Raw genomic sequence first — 21,329 nt, forward strand, 5'->3', positions numbered from 1 at the left:
ATGCGTCGGCTGGCATTCCTGCTGCGGCCGGGCTGGATCGCACTGGCGCTGGTCGTCATCGCCTTCACCTACCTGTGCTTCACGGTGCTGGCGCCCTGGCAGCTGGGCAAGCACAACCGGACGTCGCAGGAGAACCGCCAGATCGAGTATTCCCTCAACACCGAGCCCGTTCCGCTGAAAACGCTGTTGCCGCAGCAGGATTCGTCCGCCCCGAACGCGCAGTGGCGCCGCGTCACGGCCACCGGGCACTACCTGCCCAACGTCCAGGTGCTGGCCCGGTTGCGGGTGATCGAGGGCAAGCCGGCGTACGAGGTGCTGGCGCCGTTCGTCGTCGACGGCGGACCCACCGTCCTGGTCGACCGGGGATACGTCAGGCCCGAGCAGGGATCCCACGTCCCGCCGATCCCCCGGCCGCCCCGCGACACCGTCACCCTCACCGCTCGGCTGCGCGATTCCGAGGCCGTCGCCACCGGCAAAGACCCCCTCACCGAAGACGGTGCGTTGCAGGTGTATTCGATCAATACCGGGCAGGTGTCGGCGCTCACCAAGGTGCCCCTCGCAGGGTCGTATCTTCAGTTGACCGAGGACCAGCCCGGCGGGCTCGGGGTCATCGGCGTGCCCCACCTGGACGCCGGGCCGTTCCTGTCCTACGGCATCCAGTGGATCTCCTTCGGCATCGTCGCCCCGCTCGGACTGGGTTACTTCGCGTACTCCGAGCTCCGCGCCCGTCGCCGGGAAAAGGAACAGCGAGAGGCGGAGGGGCCGGCGGCGCAGCAGGCCCCGACGACCGTGGAGGCCAAACTCGCCGACCGCTACGGCCGCCGCCGGTAACACAGCGCCCCGGCCAGCAGCGCCGCGCCCGCCTGCACCATGCGCGACAGCGCCACCGCGCGGCGCAGGTCGGCCACCGTCGGCTCGTGGCCGTCACCCAACGTGGGCCGAATCTGCAGCTCGTGCCGGTATTGGGTGGGCCCGCCCAGCCGCACCCCGAGCGCCCCGGCGAAGGCCGCCTCGACCACCCCGGCGTTGGGGCTGGGGTGACGGGCGGCGTCCCGACGCCAGGCCCGCACCGCCCCCGACGGTGACCCGCTGACCAAGGGCGCGAAGAGCACCACCAGCGCCGCGGTCACCCGCGCGGCCACATAGTTGGCCGCGTCGTCCAATTTCGCTGCGGCCCAACCAAATCGGGCGTAGCGCGCCGATCGGTAGCCGATCATCGAGTCCAGCGTGTTGATGCCGCGGTACGCCAGCACCCCGGGCGCCCCGCCGACGGCCGCGCACAGCAGCGGCGCCACCTGGGCATCCGAGGTGTTTTCGGCGACCGATTCCAGCGACGCGCGGGTCAGGCCGGGGCCGTCCAGCCAGGCCGGGTCGCGCCCGCACAGTGCCGGCAGCAGCCGGCGCGCGGCGTCGATGTCCCCGCGTGCCAGCAGGTCCGACATCTCCAGGCCGGTGCGCGCCAGCGTGGTTCCGCCCACCGAGACCCAGGTGGCCGCGGCGAGGGCCGCGATCGAGGCGGGCCGGCCGGCGCGGTCGGCGGTGCGTTGCACCGCGGCGCCGAGCAGGGTCACGGCCCCGACCAGGACGCCGACGTGCACCACGCCCGCGGCCCGGCTGTCGCGGTAGGTCAACTGCTCCAGCCGGGCGGCGGCTCGGCCGAACACCGCGACCGGATGCCCCCGCGCCGGGTCGCCCAGCGCGACGTCGGCCAGGTAACCGGCCAGCACGCCGGCCAGCCGGGTCCGCGTCGCAACCACCCCGGCAGCGTCTCACACCCTGCCGCGCCGCCTACGCGGCCGACAAGACCAGAATCAGCGCGGCCTACGCCATGGCGAAGATGCCCGCGACGATCACCGCGGCGATCAGCACGACGATCACCCACCACATCAGGAGGGATGACTCGAACGCGCCCGCCGATGCGGTCGCCCGGCGGCGCGCCGGGCCGGTGGCCGAGACGCCGAATTGGGTGCTCATGCGGCTAGGCGTGCCCGTTTTCGGGCGGATATAACGTCCGGGACGTGGTTCACTCGAAGCCATGGCGTCGTCCGCGATGAAGCGGCCCGCGACCCGGGTCGCCGACCTGCTGAACCCGGCGGCGCTGCTGTTGCCGGCCGCGAACGTGATCATGCAGTTGTCCCTGCCCGGCGTCGGTTACGGCGTGCTGGAGAGCCCGGTGGACAGCGGCAACGTCTACCAGCATCCGTTCAAGCGGGCCCGCACCACCGGCACCTACCTGGCAGTCGCCACCATCGGCACTGAGTCCGACCGCGCGTTGATCCGCGCCGCGGTGGACACCGTGCACCGGCAGGTCCGCTCCACGTCGTCGAGCCCGGTGTCCTACAACGCTTTTGACCCTAAGCTGCAGCTGTGGGTGGCGTCGTGCCTGTACCGCTATTTCGTCGATCAGCACGAGTTCCTGCATGGCCCCCTCGACGACGACGCCGCCGACGCCGTGTATCTCGACGCCAGGCGGCTGGGCACCACGCTGCAGGTGCCCGAACGCATGTGGCCGCCGGACCGGGCGGCGTTCGACGAATACTGGAAGCGCTCGCTCGACGAGCTGCGCATCGACTCGCCGGTGCGAGAGCACCTGCGCGGCGTGGCGTCGCTGGCCTTCCTGCCGTGGCCGTTGCGCGTGCTGGCCGGCCCGTTCAATCTGTTCGCGACGACGGGGTTTCTGGCTCCGGAGTTTCGCGCGCTGATGCGGCTGGACTGGTCGCAGCGCCGGCAGCGCCGGTTCGAGTGGCTGCTGTCCGCGCTGCGGCTCGCGGACCTCTTCCTGCCGCACGGGATCTGGATCCTCGGATACCAGATCTACTTGTGGGACATGCGCTTTCGCGCGCGACGCGGCTGGCGGATCGTCTAGGGCCGCACCGTCGCGAAGAATGCGCGGACGTCCTCGACGAACAGCTCCGGTTGCTCGAAGGCGGCGAAGTGTCCGCCGCGGTCCATGGTCGTCCAATGCGTGATGTTGTAGACCGGCTCGCACCACGACCGCGGGGCGCCCAGGATCTCTTTGGGGAAAGCCGCGACGCCGGTGGGTAATTCGACGCGATCCATCTGCCCCCAGGCCCTGAAGCTCTCCCAGTACAGCCGGGCCGAGGACGCGCCGGTGTCGGTCACCCAATAGACCATGACGTTGTCGAGGAGCTCGTCGCGGGTGAACACGTTCTCCGGATGGCCGTCGCAATCGGCCCACGCCCAGAACTTCTCGACGATCCACGCCAGCTGCCCCACCGGCGAATCGGCCAGCCCGTAGCCCAGCGTCTGCGGCCGGGTGGACTGCTGCTTGGAATAGCCGGTGCCCCACTTGCGGTGCTCGGCCAATGCGGCCAGCGCCCGCTGCTCTTCTTCCGTCGGGTTCTTCAGGGACTCCGGCGTGGGCCGCCCGATCGGCATGTTGAGGTGGATCGCCGCGCAGTGGCCCCGGTTGTGGCCGATCTGGGTGGTCACGGCGGCGCCCCAGTCGCCGCCCTGGGCGCCGTAGCTGTCGTAGCCCAGGCGCAGCATCAGCGCCTCCCACGCCTCGGCGATCCTCTCCACGCCCCAGCCGGTGCGGGTGGGTTTGCCGGAGAACCCGTACCCCGGCAGCGACGGGCAGATCACGTGGAAGGCGTCTTCGGCGCGCCCGGACGCCGGATTGGTCAGCGGCTCGATCACCTTGTGAAACTCGACGATCGAGCCGGGCCAGCCGTGGGTGATCAGCAGCGGGAACGCGCCGTCGTGCGGTGAGCGCTGGTGGATGAAATGAAGGTCCAGCCCGTCGATCTCGGTGACGAACTGGTCGAAGCGGTTGAGCTCGGCTTCGCGTGCGCGCCAGTCGTATTCGTCGGCCCAATAACCGGCCAGGTCACGGGTGTAGGCCAGCGGCATGCCCTGGCTCCAGTCGTCCACGCATTCGGCCTCCGGCCAGCGGGTGCGGGCCAGGCGTGAGTGCAGGTCGTCCAGGACGTCGTCGGGCACGTCGATGCGAAACGGTTCCACGGGTTCACCATTCACGCCTCTGAGGCTAGCCCGCGAGCGCTAACGAGTTAGCCGTTCCCAATGTGTCATCATCGGGGCGTGTCCCTTCGTGCCCGCGCCGCGGCCGCCTGGCACATTCTGGGACCCGGGTTCGTCACCGGATCGTCCGACGACGACCCGTCGGGCATCCAGACCTACAGCCAAACCGGCGCCCAGTTCGGCTATGCCCAGCTGTGGGTGGCCGCCTGGACCTACCCGTTCATGGGTGCGATCCAAGAGATTTGCGGACGGATCGGCATGGTCACCGGCCGCGGCCTGGCGGCGGTGCTGCGCGAGCACTATTCGCGCCGGGTGCTCTACGTGGCTGTGTCGCTGCTGTTAGTCGCCAACACCGTCAACGTCGGGGCCGACCTCGGCGCGATGGCGGCAACTGGTCAGTTGCTCGTTCACGCCCCCTTGTTGGCATGGTTGGCGGTGATCGTCGGGATTTCGCTCGTCCTGCAGATCACGGTGCCCTACCCGGCTTACGCGCGGTTCCTGAAGTACGTGTGCCTGAGCCTGTTGGCCTACGTCGTGGCGGCATTCGTCGTCCACCATCCGTGGTGGCCAACTGTGGCGGTCAGCGCGTTGACCCCGCACATCGAATGGTCGCGCGACTACGCGCTGAACATCGTGGCGGTGCTCGGAACCACCATCACGCCCTACTGCTTTTTCTGGGAGGCCGACCAGGAGGCCGAAGAGGACTTCGCCCGCGGCCGGATGCAGTTCTACGGCAAGGGCGTGCCGGTCGTGCTCCAAAGCGACATCCGCGACATGCGCGCCGACACCGCCGTCGGGATGGGCTTCTCCAATGTCGTGCAGTTCTTCATCATCTTGACGTGCGCGTCCGTGCTGCACCCGGCGGGCGTGGTATCGGTGGACACCCCCGACGAGGCGGCGCTGGCGCTGCGGCCGCTGGCCGGCGACTTGACCTATCTGCTGTTCGCGATCGGGATCATCGGCGTCGGCTTCCTGGCCGTACCCACGCTGAGCGGCTCGGCCTCCTACGCGCTATCGGAGGCGCTGGGCTGGAAAGCCGGGCTGGGCTACACATTCCGCGAGGCGCGAGCCTTCTACGTGGTGATCGCCCTGGCGACGCTCGTGGGCGTCGGACTGAACTTCATCGGGATTCCCCCGTTCCGGATGCTCTACTACGCCGCCGCGGTCAACGGCGTGCTCGCCCCGCCGTTGATGGCGATGATCACCCTGGTCGGCAACAACCGGTCGATCATGGGCGGGCACACCAACAACCGGTTCGCCAACATCATGGGTTGGGCGATCGTCGCGATCATGGGTGTGTGCGCCCTGGCTTTAATCGCGTCGCTGATCGTCGGGCCGTGAGCGGGTGGAAGCCGCGAACGCGGGCCTCGACACTGGTGGGCGCGGACGGTATCGAACCGCCGACCGCTGGTGTGTAAAACCAGAGCTCTACCACTGAGCTACGCGCCCGTGCCCGAGGCAGGCTACACGCACAACGCCCGAGTACCCAAAACTCTCAGTCCCGCAATGCCCCCAGTGCGTCGGTCCACAGCCGCTGGTTGCGGGATTCGCCGGGCTGTTTGCATTCGGCGAACCGGATGATGCCGGAGCGGTCGATCACGAAGGTGCCGCGATTGGGGTAGCCGGCCTCGTCGTTGAACACGCCGTAGGCCTGGCTGACCTCGCCGTGCGGCCAGAAGTCCGACAACACCGGGAACGTGAACCCGCTCTCCAGCGACCAGATCCGGTGCGTGGGCGGCGGACCCACGGAGATGGCCAGCGCCGCGCTGTCGTCGTTCTCGAAGTCGGGCAGGTGATCGCGCAGCTGATCCAGCTCCCCCTGGCAGATGCCGGTGAAGGCGAGCGGGAAGAACACCAGCAGGACGTTCTTGGCGCCGCGGTAGGAGCTCAGGGTGACCCGCTGTTGGTTCTGGTCGCGCAGTGTGAAGTCCGGGGCGGTGGCGCCGACGGGCAGCATCAACGCTTCCCTGTTCGGGATTTCGGCTGCACCAGTCTGCTGGCGCTCCAGTTGCCCAGGTTCACCGACGAGGTCGGCATCAGGCCGGCGGTGGGCGCAGCCTCGGCGATCTCGGCCGGCAGCACGTGGCCGGGCTTGCCGGTCTTGGGCGTCAGCACCCAGATCACGCCGTCCTCGGCCAGCGGGCTGATCGCGTCCATCAGGGTGTCCACCAGGTCGCCGTCCCCGTCACGCCACCACAGCAGCACGACGTCGACCACCTCGTCGGTGTCCTCATCGAGCAAATCACCGCCGCACGCTTCCTCGACGTCAGCGCGGATCTCGTCGTCGGTGTCCTCGTCCCAGCCCCATTCCTGGACAACTTGGTCTCGTTGGATGCCCAGTTTGCGGGCGTAGCCCGGGGCGTGATCCGCCGCGACCACCGTGGAGCCTCCTTGCATCTCTCCGCAAGCCATCTGCGCGCTCTGCGATTGGGGATTATCGTCGCACAGCCACAACCCGGTCGTCACTCGTGCCTCACCAGGCGCCTCAGAAGGACGCCAGGCAGAGTTTCAGCGCCTTCGTCTTGGCGTCGTTGAGCCGGTCCACCCGCCGATTGAATTCCCCCGTCGGCGCGTGGGTGCCGATCGCGTTGGCCACGCCGCGGGCGGCGTCGATGTAGGCGTTGAACGCGTCCTTCAGCTGCTGGGACAGCGCATCGTTGAAGCTGTTGCCCACGGTGTCGGCGCTGCTGTTCAGCGCGTCGATGGCCGGCCCTTCCGTGGGGCCGGTGCCGCGGCCCGCGTTGAAGGCGCCGACGAAGACGTTGACCTTGTCGATCGCGTCCTTGCTGGAGGTGGCCAGCGTGTCGCACGAGGTGCGCACCGCCCGGGTGGTCAGCGACTGCTGCCGCTGCGACTCGCGCACGCGCGACGTCGCCGAGGAGGCCGACACCGACGCCGACACCGACTGGCGATAGGCCGGGGCCACCTGGGTGTCGGGTGTGGCCGTGCCGTTGGTGACGCTGGTACACCCCACGATCCCCATCAGCGTCGCCGCGATACATCCGAGCGCCAGAGCGCCTCGCCTGGGGAAGCTCCCCGCAGGGACGGCACGCCATCCGATGAGCACGCCCTGACGTTACCGGGTGGCTTCGCCGAAAGTCCCGCCACGCACGCGTTCGTGTCGGCCCGGTGGACCCGCGTCGGCTACCGGACGTCGGCTGGCCCCGCCAAAGGCCGGTGCGGCACGATAGAGGGAGACGGTGCGCAGCACCCGAGGGCACATCCCCCGCCAACTACAGGAGCAGTGCGTTGACAACCGAGTTCGCGCGCCACAATCTGGCCAAAACCCCTAGCAGCGCAAGCGAACCCGACCGGGTTCGGGTGATCCGCGAAGGTGTCGCGTCGTACCTGCCCGACATCGACCCCGAAGAGACCTCGGAGTGGCTGGAGTCGTTCGACGACTTGCTGGAGCGCTCCGGACCGGCGCGGGCGCGATATCTGATGCTGCGGCTGCTGGAACGGGCCGGCGAGCAGCGTGTCGCCATTCCGTCGCTGACGTCAACCGATTACGTCAACACGATCCCGACGGAACTGGAGCCGTGGTTCCCCGGCGACGAGGACGTCGAACGGCGCTTCCGGGCGTGGATCCGGTGGAACGCCGCCATCATGGTGCACCGCGCCCAGCGGCCGGGAGTCGGCGTGGGTGGCCACATTTCGACCTACGCGTCGTCGGCGGCGCTGTACGAGGTCGGCTTCAACCACTTCTTCCGGGGCAAATCGCATCCCGGCGGCGGCGACCAGGTTTTCATCCAGGGCCACGCGTCGCCCGGGATCTATGCGCGCGCCTTCCTCGAAGGCCGGCTCAGCGAGGATCGGCTGGACGGCTTCCGCCAGGAACACAGCCACGCCGGGGGCGGGTTGCCGTCCTACCCGCACCCGCGGCTGATGCCCGACTTCTGGGAGTTCCCCACCGTCTCGATGGGGCTGGGCCCGCTCAACGCCATCTACCAGGCGCGGTTCAACCACTACCTGCACGACCGGGGCATCAAGGACACCTCCGACCAGCACGTGTGGTGTTTTCTCGGCGACGGCGAGATGGACGAGCCGGAGAGCCGGGGAATGTTGCACGTCGGGGCGCTCGAAGGCCTGGACAACCTGACCTTCGTGATCAACTGCAACCTGCAGCGGCTCGACGGCCCGGTGCGCGGCAACGGCAAGATCATCCAGGAGCTGGAGTCGTTCTTCCGCGGGGCCGGCTGGAATGTCATCAAGGTGGTGTGGGGCCGCGAGTGGGACGCGCTGCTGCACGCCGACCGCGACGGCGCGCTGGTCAACCTGATGAACACCACCCCCGACGGCGACTACCAGACGTACAAGGCCAACGACGGCGCCTACGTGCGCGACCATTTCTTCGGCCGCGACCCGCGCACCAAGGCGCTGGTGGAGAACATGACCGACGCCGAGATCTGGAACCTCAAGCGCGGCGGCCACGACTACCGCAAGGTGTACGCCGCCTACCGCGCCGCCGTCGACCACAAGGGTCAGCCGACGGTCATCCTGGCCAAGACCATCAAGGGCTATTCGCTGGGCGCGCACTTCCAGGGCCGCAACGCCACCCATCAGATGAAAAAGCTTGCACTGGAAGACCTTAAGCACTTCCGGGACTCCACGCGGATCCCGATCAGCGACGCGCAGCTGGACGAGAATCCCTACCTGCCGCCCTACTACCACCCCGGTCCGGACGCGCCGGAGATCCGCTACATGCTCGACCGTCGCCGCGCCCTCGGCGGCTTCCTGCCCGAGCGCCGCACGAAGGCCAAGGCGCTCAAGCTTCCCTCGCGTGACATCTACGCCGCGCTGAAGAAGGGGTCGGGCACCCAGGAGGTCGCCACCACCATGGCGACGGTGCGGACCTTCAAGGAAGTGTTGCGGGACAAGGAGGTTGGCCCGCGGATCGTGCCGATCATTCCCGACGAAGCGCGCACGTTCGGCATGGACTCCTGGTTCCCGTCGCTGAAGATCTACAACCGCCTCGGACAGCTGTACACCGCCGTGGACGCCGAGCTGATGCTGGCCTACAAGGAGAGCGCAACCGGGCACATCCTGCACGAGGGCATCAGCGAGGCGGGGTCGGTGGGCTCGTTCATCGCGGCCGGCACCTCGTACGCGACGCACAACGAGCCGATGATCCCGATCTACATCTTCTATTCGATGTTCGGCTTCCAGCGCACCGGTGACGGCCTGTGGGCGGCCGCCGACCAGATGGCCCGCGGCTTCCTGCTGGGGGCCACCGCGGGGCGCACCACGCTGACCGGCGAGGGTCTACAGCACGCCGACGGCCACTCGCTGCTGCTGGCGAGCACCAATCCGGCGGTGGTGGCCTACGACCCGGCCTTCGCCTACGAGATCGCCTACATCGTCGAAAGCGGCCTGGCGCGGATGTTCGGCGAGGATCCCGAGGACGTGTACTTCTACATCACCATCTACAACGAGCCGTACGTGCAGCCGCCGGAGCCGGAGAACTTCGATCCCGAGGGCGTGCTGCGGGGCATCTACCGGTACCGGCCCGCCACCGAACAGCGCGCGAACACGGCGCACATCCTGGCCTCCGGCGTGGCCATGCCGTCGGCGCTGCAGGCGGCCGAGATGCTGGCGGCCGAGTGGGACGTCGCCGCCGACGTCTGGTCGGTGACCAGCTGGGGCGAACTGAACCGCGACGGCGTGGCCGTCGAGAAGGCGAAGCTGCGCCACCCCGACCGGCCGGCCGGCACCGCCTACGTGACCCAGGCCCTGGCGAACGCCAGCGGCCCGGTGATCGCCGTCTCGGACTGGATGCGCGCCGTCCCGGAGCAGATCCGGCCGTGGGTGCCCAACACGTTCGTCACCCTGGGCACCGACGGGTTCGGTTTCTCCGACACCCGGCCCGCCGCCCGGCGCTACTTCAATACCGACGCCGAGTCGCAGGTGGTGGCGGTGCTGGAGGCGTTGGCGCGCGACGGCGAGATCGACCCCTCGGTTCCCGTCGCGGCCGCGCGCCAGTACAAGATCGACGACGTGCAGGCGGCACCCGAGCAGACGTCCGACCCCGGCGTGGCCTAGCGGGCCAGCGCCTTCTGCCGAGCGTGAAGCTAGCTTCACGTTCGCGGGTGCTCGGGCACCCAAAACGCACCCACCCTTTGGGGGATCCTTCTAGAAAAGTGGCGTAGGTTTTAGGGGTGAATGACAACCCGTTCGCCGGTCCGTTCGCCAAGCAGCCCCGGTCTCCGCTCGAGCTGCTGGACACGGTGCCTGATTCCGTGCTGCGCCGGCTCAAGCAATACTCCGGCCGGCTGGCCACCGAAGCGGTCTCGGTGATGCAGGACCGGTTGCCGTTCTTCGCCGACCTGGAAGCCTCGCAGCGGGCCAGCGTGGCGTTGGTGGTGCAGACGGCCATCAACAACTTCGTCGAGTGGATGCAGGACCCGCACAGCAACGTCAGCTACACCGCCCAGGCCTTCGAGCTGGTGCCCCAGGACCTGGCGCGCCGGATCGCGTTGCGGCACAGCGTCGACATGGTGCGCGTCACGATGGAGTTCTTCGAGGAGGTGCTGCCGCTGGTGGCCCGCTCCGAGGATCAGTTGACCGCGCTGACCGTGGGCGTGTTGAAGTACAGCCGCGACCTGGCGTTCACCGCCGCGTCGGCCTACGCCAACGCGGCCGAGGCGCGCGGCACCTGGGACAGCCGGATGGAGGCCAGCGTGGTCGACGCGGTGGTCCGCGGGGACACCGGCCCCGAGCTGCTGTCCCGGGCCGCGGCACTGAACTGGGACACCACCGCCCCGGCCACCGTCGTGGTCGGGGCCCCAGCCCCGGGCCGAGACGGGACCACCGGGCCGGGCGACAGCCAGCGGGCCAGCCAGCACGTCCGCGACGTGGCCGCACGGCACGGCCGCGCGGCCCTCACGGACGTGCACGGCACCTGGCTGGTCGCCATCGTGTCGGGCCAACTGTCGCCAACCGACAAATTCCTCGGCGAACTGCTGAGCGCGTTCTCCGACGGGCCCGTGGTGATCGGACCGACGGCACCGATGCTGACCGCGGCCTACCACAGCGCCAGCGAGGCGATTTCCGGGATGAACGCCGTCGGCGGCTGGCGGGGGGCGCCGCGGCCGGTGCTGGCGCGGGAGCTCCTGCCCGAACGCGCCCTGATGGGGGACGCCTCGGCCATCGTGGCGTTGCACACCGACGTCATGGGGCCGCTGGCCGACGCGGGGCCCACGCTCATCGAGACTCTTGACGCTTACTTAGATTGTGGCGGCGCGATTGAAGCTTGTGCCAGAAAGTTGTTCGTTCATCCAAACACGGTGCGCTACCGGCTCAAGCGGATCACCGACTTCACCGGACGCGATCCCACCCAGCCCCGCGACGCATACGTGCTGCGAGTGGCGGCGACCGTAGGGCAGCTCAATTACCCCACCGCCCCCGCCAGCGTCGCCACCAAACCGATGCCTCCCGTTCCGCTGCCGGTCAGGGCCGCTATCGTGGGGCAATCCGAGTCAGAGTGACCCAGGCAACAGGTCGCAGCGCGGTATCGAACACGTAGCTTACGGAGCTATTTTGTAGGGACCACACAAAAACCTAAGACCAGGTTCATAATCTGTTACACCCGCCAAAACCGTTTCCACAGTGTTCTCTTAAACACGTGATTGCATTGCTTGCGCCCGGACAGGGTTCGCAGACCGAGGGGATGCTCTCGCCGTGGCTCGACCTGCCGGGCGCCGCGGATCAGCTCGACCTGTGGTCGAAGGCCAGCGGCCTCGACCTGGTCCGGTTGGGCACCACCGCGTCGACCGAAGAGATCACCGACACCGCGGTCACCCAGCCCCTGGTCGTCGCCGCCACCCTGCTGGCCCACCAGGAACTCACCAAGCGCGGCCTGCTTGCCGCCGAAACCAAGAATGCGGACCTGATCGTGGCGGGCCACTCCGTCGGCGAGATCGCGGCGTACGCGATCGCCGGTGTGATGGCCGCCGACGACGCCGTCGCGCTGGCCGCCACCCGCGGCGCCGAGATGGCCAAGGCGTGCGCCATCGAGCCGACCGGCATGTCCGCCGTGCTCGGCGGTGACGAGGCCGAGGTCTTGGCCCGCCTCGAGCAGCTCGACCTGTTCCCCGCCAACCGCAACGCCGCCGGCCAGATCGTCGCCGCCGGCCCGCTGACGGCGCTGGAGAAGCTGGCCGAGGACCCGCCGGCCAGGGCCCGGGTCCGCGCGCTCGGAGTGGCCGGGGCGTTCCACACCAAGTACATGGCTCCGGCCCTCGATCGCTACGCCGCCGCTGCCGCCGCCGTCGCGACCGCCGAGCCCACCGCCACGCTGCTGTCGAACCGCGACGGGCAGCCCGTCGCCTCCGCGGCGGCGGCGATGGAGGCGCTGGTCGCCCAGCTGACCCAGCCGGTGCGCTGGGATCTGTGCACGGCCACCATGCGTGACCGCGAGATCACGGCGGCCGTGGAGTTCCCCCCTGCGGGCACTCTCACGGGTATCGCCAAACGAGAACTTCGGGGGGTCACGACCCGCGCCGTCAAGGCACCCGCAGACCTGGACGCACTGGCAGAACTCTAAAAGCCGCATCCAGTACAACCACATACAGCTCTATAAGAACGCTCTGTTCGATTAACACAACACATTACGAAGGGAAGACGCTGTGGCCGTCAGCCAGGAAGAAATCATCGCCGGTATCGCGGAGATCATCGAAGAGGTCACCGGTATCGAGCCGTCCGAGGTCACCCCGGAGAAGTCGTTCGTCGACGACCTGGACATCGACTCGCTGTCGATGGTTGAGATCGCCGTGCAGACCGAGGACAAGTACGGCGTGAAGATCCCGGACGAGGACCTCGCCGGTCTGCGCACCGTCGGTGACGTCGTCTCCTACATCCAGAAGCTCGAGGAAGAGAACCCCGAGGCCGCCGAGGCCCTGCGCGCCAAGCTGGAGACCGAGAACCCCGACGCCGTCGCCAACGTCAAGGCGAGGATGGACGCGGACAAGTGAGCAAGCCTTCCACTGCTAATGGCGGTTACCCCAGTGTTGTGGTAACCGCCGTCACGGCGACGACGTCGGTCGCGCCGGACATCGAGAGCACGTGGAAGGGTTTGTTGGCCGGCGAAAGCGGCATCCACGTTCTCGAAGACGAGTTCGTCAGCAAGTGGGACCTGCCCGTCAAGATCGGTGGCCACCTCAAGGAGCCCATCGACGAGCACATGAGCAGGCTCGACCTGCGGCGGATGTCCTATGTGCAGCGGCTGGCCAAGTTGCTGAGCACTCAGCTGTGGGAGTCCGCCGGAAACCCGGAGCTCGACCCCGACCGGTTCTCGGTCGTGGTCGGCACCGGGCTCGGCGGCGCCGAGCGGATCGTGGAGAGCTATGACCTGATGAACGAGGGCGGCCCCCGTAAGGTGTCGCCGCTCGCCGTTCAGATGATCATGCCCAACGGCGCCGCGGCGGTGGTGGGCCTGCAGCTCGGGGCGCGCGCCGGGGTGATCACCCCGGTGTCGGCCTGCTCGTCGGGCTCCGAAGCGATCGCCCACGCGTGGCGTCAGATCGTCATGGGCGACGCCGATGTCGCCGTGTGCGGTGGCGTCGAGGGCCCCATCGAGGCGCTGCCCATCGCGGCGTTCTCCATGATGCGGGCCATGTCCACTCGCAACGACGAGCCCGAACGCGCATCACGGCCGTTCGACAAGGACCGCGACGGCTTCGTGTTCGGCGAGGCCGGGGCGATGATGCTCATCGAGACCGAGGAGCACGCCAAGGCCCGCGGCGCCAAGCCGCTGGCCCGGCTGATGGGTGCCGGCATCACCTCGGACGCCTTCCACATGGTGGCGCCGGCGGCCGACGGCGTGCGCGCCGGACGGGCGATGACGCGGGCGCTGGAGTTGGCTGGCTTGTCCCCCAAGGACATTGACCACGTCAACGCTCACGGGACGGCGACACCGATCGGCGACACGGCCGAGGCCAACGCCATCCGGGTCGCCGGCTGCGAGCAAGCGGCGGTGTACGCACCGAAATCCGCACTTGGCCACTCCATCGGAGCGGTCGGTGCGCTGGAATCTGTTCTCACGGTATTGAGCCTTCGGGACGGCGTGATACCGCCAACACTCAACTATGAAACCCCTGATCCCGAGATCGACCTTGATGTTGTCGCGGGCGAACCTCGCTACGGCGAATTCCGTTACGCCATCAACAACTCGTTCGGATTCGGGGGCCACAACGTGGCGCTCGCCTTCGGGCGGTACTGAGCACGGCGTCGGGCGACGACCCGGGCCGTGATCGACCCGGGAAGGAGCCGACAAGTACGGAAGGAACGTTCGCAAGACCCATGACAGAGCTGGTTACCGGGAAAACGCTCCCGAACGTGGTCGTCACTGGCGTTGCCATGACGACCGCTCTGGCAACTGATGCCGAAACCACCTGGAAGCTGTTGCTGGACAGCCAAAGTGGTATCCGCAGGCTCGAGGACCCGTTCGTCGAGGAGTTCGACCTGCCGGTGAAGATCGGCGGCCATCTGTTGGAGGAATTCGACAGTCAGATGACCCGCGTCGAGCTGCGCCGGACGGGTTATCTGCAGCGGATGTCCACCATCTTGAGCCGGCGGGTCTGGGAGAACGCCGGCTCGCCCGAGGTCGACTCCGACCGCTTGATGGTGTCCATCGGCACCGGCCTGGGCTCCTCGGAAGAGATGGTCTTCAGCTACGACGACATGCGCGCTCGTGGCATGAAGGCGGTCTCCCCGCTGGGGGTGCAGAAGTACATGCCCAACGGCGCCGCGGCGGCGGTGGGCCTGGAGCGGCACGCCAAGGCGGGAGTGATCACCCCCGTGTCGGCGTGCGCGTCCGGCTCCGAGGGCGTCGCCCAGGCGTGGCGCAACATCGTCTTCGGTGAGGCCGACATCGCCATCTGCGGCGGTGTGGAGACCAAGATCGAAGCCGTGCCGATCGCGGCGTTCGCCCAGATGCGCATCGTGATGTCGACCAAGAACGACGACCCGGCGGGTGCGTGCCGGCCGTTCGACCGGGACCGCACCGGCTTCGTGTTCGGCGAGGCGGGGGCGCTCATGGTGATCGAGACCGAGGAGCACGCCAAGGCTCGTGGGGCCAACATCCTGGCCCGCATCATGGGTGCCAGCATCACCTCGGACGGCTACCACATGGTGGCGCCCGATCCCAACGGGCTGCGGGCCGGGCACGCGATGAGCCGGGCGATTCAGCTCGCGGGCTTGTCGCCTTCCGACATCCAGCACGTCAACGCCCACGCCACCGGCACCTCGGTGGGTGACGTCGCCGAGGGCAAGGCGATCAACAACGCGCTGGGCCCCCACGGTGGGAACGCCGCGGTCTACGCGCCCAAAGCGGCGCTGGGACACTCGGTCGGCGCGGTGGGTGCGGTCGAGTCGATCCTGACGGTGCAAGCCCTGCGGGACCAGGTCGTTCCGCCGACGCTGAACCTGGAAAACCTCGACCCGGAGATTGATCTGGACGTGGTGTCGGGTAAGCCGCGGCCGGGCAACTACGAGTACGCGATCAACAACTCGTTCGGATTCGGCGGGCACAACGTCGCGATCGTGTTCGGGCGGTACTGATCACCGCTTCTCAACCGAGAGCACACCGGAGAACAGGAGACCTTGCGATGACAATCATGGCCCCCGCGTCGGTCGGCGAGTCGCTCGACCCCAGGGACCCGTTGCTGCGTCTGAGCAACTTCTTCGACGAGGGCAGCGTCGAGCTGCTGCACGAGCGTGACCGCTCCGGTGTGCTGTCGGCGTCGGGCACCGTCAACGGTGTGCGCACCATCGCCTTCTGCACCGACGGAACGGTGATGGGCGGCGCCATGGGCGTCGAGGGCTGCGCGCACATCGTCAACGCCTACGACACCGCCATCGAGGAACAGAGCCCGATCGTGGGGATCTGGCACTCCGGCGGGGCCCGACTGGCCGAGGGCGTCAAGGCGCTGCACGCGGTCGGGACGGTGTTCGAGGCGATGATCCGCGCGTCCGGATACATCCCGCAGATCTCGGTGGTCGTCGGTTTCGCCGCCGGCGGCGCCGCCTACGGCCCCGCGCTGACCGACGTCATCGTGATGGCGCCCGAGAGCCGGGTGTTCGTCACCGGGCCCGACGTGGTGCGCAGCGTCACCGGTGAGGACGTCGACATGGCGTCCCTCGGCGGCCCGGAGACCCACCACAAGAAGTCCGGGGTGTGCCACATCGTCGCCGACGACGAGCTCGACGCCTACGAGCGCGGTCGTCGCCTGGTCGGGTTGTTCTGCCAGCAGGGGCATTTCGACCGCACCAAGGCCGAAGCGGGTGACACCGACATCCACGCGCTGCTGCCGGAATCGTCGCGGCGGGCCTACGACGTGCGTCCGATCGTGACCGCGATCCTGGACGACGAGACCCCGTTCGACGAGTTCCAGGCCAACTGGGCGCCGTCGATGGTGATCGGGCTGGGCCGGCTGTCCGGCCGGACGGTCGGCGTGCTGGCGAACAACCCGCTGCGGCTGGGCGGCTGCCTGAACTCCGAAAGCGCCGAGAAGGCAGCGCGTTTCGTGCGACTCTGCGACGCGTTCGGCATCCCGCTGGTGGTGGTCGTGGACGTGCCGGGCTACCTGCCCGGTGTCGACCAGGAGTGGGGCGGCGTGGTGCGCCGCGGCGCGAAGCTGCTGCACGCCTTCGGCGAGTGCACGGTTCCGCGGGTCACGCTGGTCACCCGAAAGACCTACGGCGGGGCCTACATTGCGATGAACTCCCGGTCGCTCAACGCGACCAAGGTGTACGCCTGGCCGGACGCCGAGGTGGCCGTGATGGGCGCCAAGGCCGCCGTCGGCATCCTGCACAAGAAGAAGCTGGCCGCCGCGGCCGATCATGAGCGCGAGGCGCTGCACGACGAGCTCGCGGCCGAGCACGAGAAGATCGCCGGTGGTGTCGACAGCGCCATCGAGATCGGTGTGGTCGACGAGAAGATCGACCCGTCGCACACCCGCAGCAAGCTCACCGAGGCGCTGGCCCAGGCGCCGGCGCGTCGCGGACGCCACAAGAACATCCCGCTGTAATTCGCCTGTTGCCGCGAGCCTAACCACACTGCGAAAAATCCCAGAGAAATTCGCAGTGTGGTTAGGCTCGCGGCGTTCTAGCGACCGAGGATCGTCGTAAGCGCCTGCCGCAGTTCGCCTTCCGGGTCGGCGGGTAGCGCGTCACAGCGCCAGCCGACGAAGTCGTCCGGGCGGATCAACAGTGCCCCCTCGAGCGCCAGCCCGGTGACCGCCGCCCACTCGTCGCTGTAGACGCGCTGCGCGGCCACCGACGCCGAAGTCGCGGCGGCACACCAGCGCTCGTCGCCGGTGAGCACCGTGAATCCCGGGCCCAGCAGGTCCAGCGTCGAGACACCGTCGCGTACCCACACGTGCGGGACCCGGGTGCCGGGCTGGGCGCGCAACTCCGAGACCAGTTGCACCGCGTCCGGCTCGCCCGGACCGTTCACAATGGCCGCCGAGTGGTAGCGGTATCCGATGAGCAACTCGAACATCGAGCACTCTTCGTCGGCGGGCAGCTGCGGGCGGTCGTCGCTCAACGGGAGCACCGCAAGCGTCGGGCCGGTCAGCGACTGGCGCGCCGCGAATCGCCCCACCGGATGGCGTTCGGCGTGGTAGGTCTCCAGCAGCGCCGGACCTGCGCTCCCGTCCAACACGGCGGCGAGCTTCCACGCCAAGTTGTGCGCACTCTGGATCGCGGTGTTGGCTCCCCCGGCCTTGAACGGCGGCATGGTGTGCGCCGAATCGCCGACGAGAAAGACACGGCCGCATTGGAATTGGTCGGCGACCTGCTCATGGGGCTGCCACGCCGCGACTTCGATGACGTCGATGTCGATCGGCTCGCCGATCGCCTTGGTGAGCAGGTCGCGGCACCGTTGCGGCGTGAACTGGTCGGCCGTCTCGCCCCTGCCCGGGAAATACATGGTGATGAACATGCCCAGATCGCCTTCGACCCGCAGGAAGATGCCGTCGACGTCGGCGTTCTTGACCTGCACGCCATCACCGTCGGCCAGGTGCGAGACGAACTTCGTCCAGGGCGCCCGGAAGTAGATGAACACGACGTAGATCGGCAGTGCGCCATAGCCGGATGTGGTGATGCCCAACCAGTTTCGGGTCGGGCTGTGCACGCCGTCCGCGCCCACGAGGTAGTCGGCGCGGATCGTCTCCGACTCCCCCGACTTCCGGTCGCGCACCACCGCGGTGACACCGGCCCCGTCCTGCTCGAGCGACAGCAATTCCGTCCCGTAGCGCACCTCGCTACCCCGTCGCCGGGTTTCGGCGAGCAGGATCGGCTCCAGCCTGCTCTGCGGGCAGTACTGCGCCGCGGGCTCCGGGCTCAGCGCGTCGAGGCCCGCGAAGACCGCGTTGACGTCGATGGCCAGCTTTTCCTCGGGGCTGTTGAGCGCGGGCCTGACCATCATGGTCGAGACACGGTCGGCCACCGCGTGTACCTCGTCGCTGAGACCGAGGCCGCGCAGAATCTCCAGGCTGCGAAAGCTCAGGTTGCGGGCCTTCGGATAGATGAAGACCTCATGCCGCTTCTCGACCAGCAGCGAACGCACCCCATGCCTGGCGAGCAATGCGGAGGTGGCGAGGCCGCCGGCGCCGGCGCCGACCATGAGTACGGGAACGCGCGTGGTCGTCATAGACAAAATGATAGTAACTATCATTCGATATTTACAGCCATAATCGCCCGGAATCTCCGCGCTGACGGAAGATGACGTCGTGACTCTTCCCCCGGCGGCGATGATGGACGTCGCGTTCGATGAGGCGCGGGCAGGCCTGGCCGAGGGCGGCATCCCGATCGGGGCCGCGCTGTTCACCGCGGGCGGGGTGCTGCTCGGGCGCGGTCGCAACCGCCGTGTGCAGCACGGCGATCCCTCGTTGCACGCCGAGGTCGACGCGTTCCGTGCGGCCGGCCGGCAGCGGGACTATCGCGCCACGGTCATGGTGACGACGCTCTCCCCGTGCTGGTACTGCAGCGGCCTGGTGCGCCAGTTCAACATCGGTTCGCTCCTGATCGGCGAATGCCGGAACTTCAGCGGCGGCCAGGACTGGCTGGCCGCCAACGGGGTCAGGGTCACGGTCCTCGACGACGACCGCTGCGCGGCGATGCTGTCGGCCTTCATCGCCGAGCATCCCGACCTGTGGCACGAGGACATCGGCGTGGCGCCCTAACCGAACCGCTGCACGAACTCCTCGGCCACCGCGGCCACCCGCTCGCGGTCGGACTCCACCAACCCGATGCGGGTGCGCCGATCCAGGACGTCGGCGGCGTCCAGGGCGCCCTCATGGGTGATCGCGTACTCGAATTCCGCCCGGGTGACGTCGATGCCTTCGCCCACCGGCTCCGTCGGGCGCTTGCAGGAGGCGGTGGCGACGACCTTGGCCGCCTCGGCCCCGTACCGCCGCACCAGCGACAGGGGCAACCCGGCGACCCCACCCGTACCGGGCGCCCCGGGGTTGCCTGGCGCGCCGATCAGCGGCAGGTCGTGCGTCCGGCACTTGGCGGCGCGCAGGTGCCGCACGCTGACGGCGCGATCCAGCACGTCCTGCGCCATGTACCGGTATTCGGTGAGCTTGCCGCCGATCACACTGATGATCCCGGACGCCGACTCGACGACGGCGTGCTCGCGCGAGACGTCGGCGGTGCGGCCCTCGCCGGTGTCGATGAGCGGTCGCAGCCCCGCGTACGCGCCGATGACGTCGGCCGGGCCGAGCGCCGCCCCCAACGCCGTGTTGACCGTGTCGAGCAGGAACGCGACCTCCTCGGCCGACGGGGTGGGCACGTCCGGGATCGGGCCCGGAGCCGCTTCGTCGGTCAGCCCCAGGTAGACCCGGCCCAGTTGCTCGGGCATGGCGAAGACGAACCGGTTGAGCTCGCCGGGTATCGGAATGGTCAGCGCCGCAGTGGGATTGCCGAAGGTGCCGGCATCGAACACCAGATGCGTGCCGCGACTGGGGCGCAGCCGCAACAGGTCGTCGATCTCGGCCGCCCACACCCCGGCGGCGTTGATGACCGCCCGGGCCGAGACGTCGAACGACTCCCCCGTGCGCTGGTCGGTCAGCCGGACCGCGGTGCCGGTCGCCTTCGACGCCGCCACGTAGGTCAGGATCCGGGCGCCGTGCTGTGCGGCGGTGCGAGCGACCGCGGTGACCAGCCGGGCGTCGTCGATCAGCTGCCCGTCGTAGGCCAGCAGGCCCCCGTCCAGGCCCTCACGTCGCACGGTCGGCGCCATCTGCGCGACGCGCTCCGGCCCGACCCGGCGCGACCGCGGCAGGATCGACGACGGCGTCCCCGCCAGCACCCGCAACGCGTCGCCGGCCAGGAACCCGGCGCGCACCAGGGCGCGTTTGCCCCGGCTCATGGACGGCAGCAGGGGAACCAGCTGCGGCATGGCGTGGACGAGGTGGGGCGCGTTGCGGCACATCAGGATTCCGCGTTCGACGGCGCTGCGCCGGGCGATGCCCACGTTGCCGGTGGCCAGGTAGCGCAGCCCGCCGTGCACCAGCTTGGAGCTCCAGCGGCTGGTGCCGAAGGCCAGGTCGCGCTTTTCCACCAACGCCACCCGCAGGCCCCGGGAGGCGGCGTCCAGGGCGATGCCGGCGCCGGTGATGCCGCCGCCGATCACGAGGACGTCCAGCGGCTCGCCCTCGGCGAGCGCCGTCAGGTCCGCCGCGCGGCGTGCGGCGTTCAGCGCGGTGGGGTCGGGTATCACGACAGGTATCCGTTCAGCGAGTAGGCGAGCTCGCCGGCCAGCGTGTCGGCGTCCAGGATCGGTTCGACGATCTGGGCCGACTGAATGGTCGACTGGGCGATCAGCAACACCATCGTGGCCAGCTGGACGGGGTCACCGGCGCGGACGCTGCCGGTGCGCTGGGCCACTTCGAGCCGGGCGGCCAGGGCGTCGATCAGCATGTGCTGGCTGGTCCCCAGGCGTTCGGTGATGTAGATCGGCGCGAGCTCGGAGTGCAGGACCGACATGACGAGCCGGTCCCGTCGCAGCAAGTCGGCCACCGTGACGATCTGTCGCACCAGCGATTCCCGGTCATCACCGAGCAGCGGCGCGTTCCGCATCGCCTCGGTGACGTGCCCGGTCAACAGCGCCGCCACGATCGACTTCGTGTCCGGCCAGCGCCGGTACACCGTGGGCCTGCTGACGCCGGCGCGCCGGGCGATTTCGGCCAGGGTGACCCGGTCCACCCCGAAGTCGACCACACAGCTGGCTGCCGCCGCGAGGATGCGCTCCCCCGTGTCCACCACCGCTGGTGCGTTACTGATTGACAGCATGTGTAATACTGTAACGCATGACGCAACCCGAG

20 protein-coding genes and 1 tRNA gene are annotated in these 21,329 nt (G+C 68.8%); 11 read left to right on the forward strand and 10 right to left on the reverse strand.

The window, feature by feature from the left end; genetic code table 11:
- Complete coding sequence (locus tag A5692_RS04290; RefSeq protein WP_068052573.1) at positions 1 to 831, forward strand: SURF1 family protein; 831 nt, start codon at positions 1 to 3, stop codon at positions 829 to 831.
- Here A5692_RS04290 and A5692_RS04295 read toward each other — a convergent pair.
- Together A5692_RS04295 and A5692_RS28845 are read right to left on the reverse strand one after the other, a co-directional pair.
- Positions 813 to 1,757, reverse strand: a complete 945-nt coding sequence (locus tag A5692_RS04295) for a cobalamin biosynthesis protein (protein ID WP_068052577.1) — start codon at positions 1,755 to 1,757, stop codon at positions 813 to 815. The two genes, A5692_RS04290 and A5692_RS04295, sit on opposite strands and share 19 nt — an antisense overlap.
- A gap of 64 nt (positions 1,758 to 1,821) precedes the next feature.
- Positions 1,822 to 1,974, reverse strand: coding sequence for a hypothetical protein (locus tag A5692_RS28845; RefSeq protein WP_156765924.1), 153 nt, complete (start codon positions 1,972 to 1,974; stop codon positions 1,822 to 1,824).
- Positions 1,975 to 2,050: 76 nt separating this feature from the next.
- Between A5692_RS28845 and A5692_RS04300 the strand changes: the two genes are divergently transcribed.
- Positions 2,051 to 2,866, forward strand: coding sequence for an oxygenase MpaB family protein (locus A5692_RS04300; protein ID WP_068052664.1), 816 nt, complete (start codon positions 2,051 to 2,053; stop codon positions 2,864 to 2,866).
- Here A5692_RS04300 and A5692_RS04305 read toward each other — a convergent pair.
- Positions 2,863 to 3,984 (reverse strand): epoxide hydrolase family protein, encoded by a 1,122-nt coding sequence (locus A5692_RS04305; protein WP_068052667.1) that lies wholly within the window; start codon positions 3,982 to 3,984, stop codon positions 2,863 to 2,865. The two genes, A5692_RS04300 and A5692_RS04305, sit on opposite strands and share 4 nt — an antisense overlap.
- 78 nt (positions 3,985 to 4,062) lie before the next feature.
- Here A5692_RS04305 and A5692_RS04310 point away from each other — a divergent pair, with 78 nt between their 5' ends.
- Positions 4,063 to 5,343, forward strand: a complete 1,281-nt coding sequence (locus A5692_RS04310) for an NRAMP family divalent metal transporter (protein ID WP_197514349.1) — start codon at positions 4,063 to 4,065, stop codon at positions 5,341 to 5,343.
- Positions 5,344 to 5,376: 33 nt separating this feature from the next.
- Here the strand turns inward: A5692_RS04310 and A5692_RS04315 are convergent.
- The 4 genes from A5692_RS04315 to A5692_RS04330 form a co-directional block, all read right to left on the reverse strand.
- A tRNA-Val gene (locus tag A5692_RS04315) sits at positions 5,377 to 5,451 on the reverse strand.
- A 46-nt stretch (positions 5,452 to 5,497) separates the two neighbouring features.
- On the reverse strand, positions 5,498 to 5,959 hold the full coding sequence (locus A5692_RS04320) for a peroxiredoxin (protein WP_068052583.1): 462 nt from the start codon (positions 5,957 to 5,959) through the stop codon (positions 5,498 to 5,500).
- Complete coding sequence (locus tag A5692_RS04325; RefSeq protein WP_068052670.1) at positions 5,959 to 6,381, reverse strand: DUF3052 domain-containing protein; 423 nt, start codon at positions 6,379 to 6,381, stop codon at positions 5,959 to 5,961. Before A5692_RS04325 ends, A5692_RS04320 begins: the two co-directional genes overlap by 1 nt.
- A 106-nt stretch (positions 6,382 to 6,487) precedes the next feature.
- A complete protein-coding gene (locus A5692_RS04330; protein WP_068052586.1) occupies positions 6,488 to 7,069 on the reverse strand; it encodes a hypothetical protein in 582 nt (193 codons plus the stop codon).
- 182 nt (positions 7,070 to 7,251) lie between these two features.
- Between A5692_RS04330 and aceE the strand changes: the two genes are divergently transcribed.
- The 7 genes from aceE (at position 7,252) to A5692_RS04365 (ending at position 17,027) form a co-directional block, all read left to right on the forward strand.
- Complete coding sequence (aceE, locus tag A5692_RS04335) at positions 7,252 to 10,041, forward strand: pyruvate dehydrogenase (acetyl-transferring), homodimeric type (protein WP_068052589.1); 2,790 nt, start codon at positions 7,252 to 7,254, stop codon at positions 10,039 to 10,041.
- A 116-nt stretch (positions 10,042 to 10,157) separates the two neighbouring features.
- Positions 10,158 to 11,486 (forward strand): CdaR family transcriptional regulator, encoded by a 1,329-nt coding sequence (locus A5692_RS04340; RefSeq protein ID WP_068052592.1) that lies wholly within the window; start codon positions 10,158 to 10,160, stop codon positions 11,484 to 11,486.
- A 137-nt stretch (positions 11,487 to 11,623) separates the two neighbouring features.
- Entirely contained in the window at positions 11,624 to 12,544 is a 921-nt protein-coding gene (locus A5692_RS04345; RefSeq protein WP_068052595.1) for an ACP S-malonyltransferase, read from the forward strand.
- Between the two features lie 82 nt (positions 12,545 to 12,626).
- Positions 12,627 to 12,971, forward strand: a complete 345-nt coding sequence (acpM, locus tag A5692_RS04350; protein WP_067917886.1) for a meromycolate extension acyl carrier protein AcpM — start codon at positions 12,627 to 12,629, stop codon at positions 12,969 to 12,971.
- Positions 12,968 to 14,218, forward strand: a complete 1,251-nt coding sequence (gene kasA / locus A5692_RS04355; protein WP_068052597.1) for a 3-oxoacyl-ACP synthase KasA — start codon at positions 12,968 to 12,970, stop codon at positions 14,216 to 14,218. The genes acpM and kasA overlap by 4 nt, the downstream gene beginning before the upstream one ends.
- Positions 14,219 to 14,298: 80 nt before the next feature.
- Positions 14,299 to 15,558 carry a 3-oxoacyl-ACP synthase KasB gene (gene kasB, locus A5692_RS04360; RefSeq protein ID WP_068052600.1) on the forward strand — a complete coding sequence of 420 codons (1,260 nt, stop codon included), beginning with the start codon at positions 14,299 to 14,301 and terminating at the stop codon, positions 15,556 to 15,558.
- 47 nt (positions 15,559 to 15,605) lie between these two features.
- Positions 15,606 to 17,027: an acyl-CoA carboxylase subunit beta gene (locus tag A5692_RS04365; RefSeq protein ID WP_068052603.1), complete on the forward strand. Its 1,422-nt coding sequence runs from the start codon at positions 15,606 to 15,608 to the stop codon at positions 17,025 to 17,027.
- 77 nt (positions 17,028 to 17,104) lie between these two features.
- Here A5692_RS04365 and A5692_RS04370 read toward each other — a convergent pair whose 3' ends face one another.
- Complete coding sequence (locus A5692_RS04370; protein ID WP_068052607.1) at positions 17,105 to 18,652, reverse strand: FAD-dependent monooxygenase; 1,548 nt, start codon at positions 18,650 to 18,652, stop codon at positions 17,105 to 17,107.
- 100 nt (positions 18,653 to 18,752) lie between these two features.
- Between A5692_RS04370 and A5692_RS04375 the strand changes: the two genes are divergently transcribed.
- Positions 18,753 to 19,184, forward strand: coding sequence for a nucleoside deaminase (locus A5692_RS04375; protein WP_068052610.1), 432 nt, complete (start codon positions 18,753 to 18,755; stop codon positions 19,182 to 19,184).
- Here A5692_RS04375 and A5692_RS04380 read toward each other — a convergent pair.
- A complete protein-coding gene (locus A5692_RS04380) occupies positions 19,181 to 20,725 on the reverse strand; it encodes a glycerol-3-phosphate dehydrogenase/oxidase (RefSeq protein ID WP_068052613.1) in 1,545 nt (514 codons plus the stop codon). The two genes, A5692_RS04375 and A5692_RS04380, sit on opposite strands and share 4 nt — an antisense overlap.
- On the reverse strand, positions 20,722 to 21,297 hold the full coding sequence (locus A5692_RS04385; RefSeq protein ID WP_068052615.1) for a TetR/AcrR family transcriptional regulator: 576 nt from the start codon (positions 21,295 to 21,297) through the stop codon (positions 20,722 to 20,724). Before A5692_RS04385 ends, A5692_RS04380 begins: the two co-directional genes overlap by 4 nt.
- Positions 21,298 to 21,329: the final 32 nt, after the last annotated feature.

Origin of the sequence: Mycobacterium sp. E342 (assembly GCF_001667665.1) — a bacterium.
In the GTDB taxonomy this organism is placed as follows: domain Bacteria; phylum Actinomycetota; class Actinomycetes; order Mycobacteriales; family Mycobacteriaceae; genus Mycobacterium.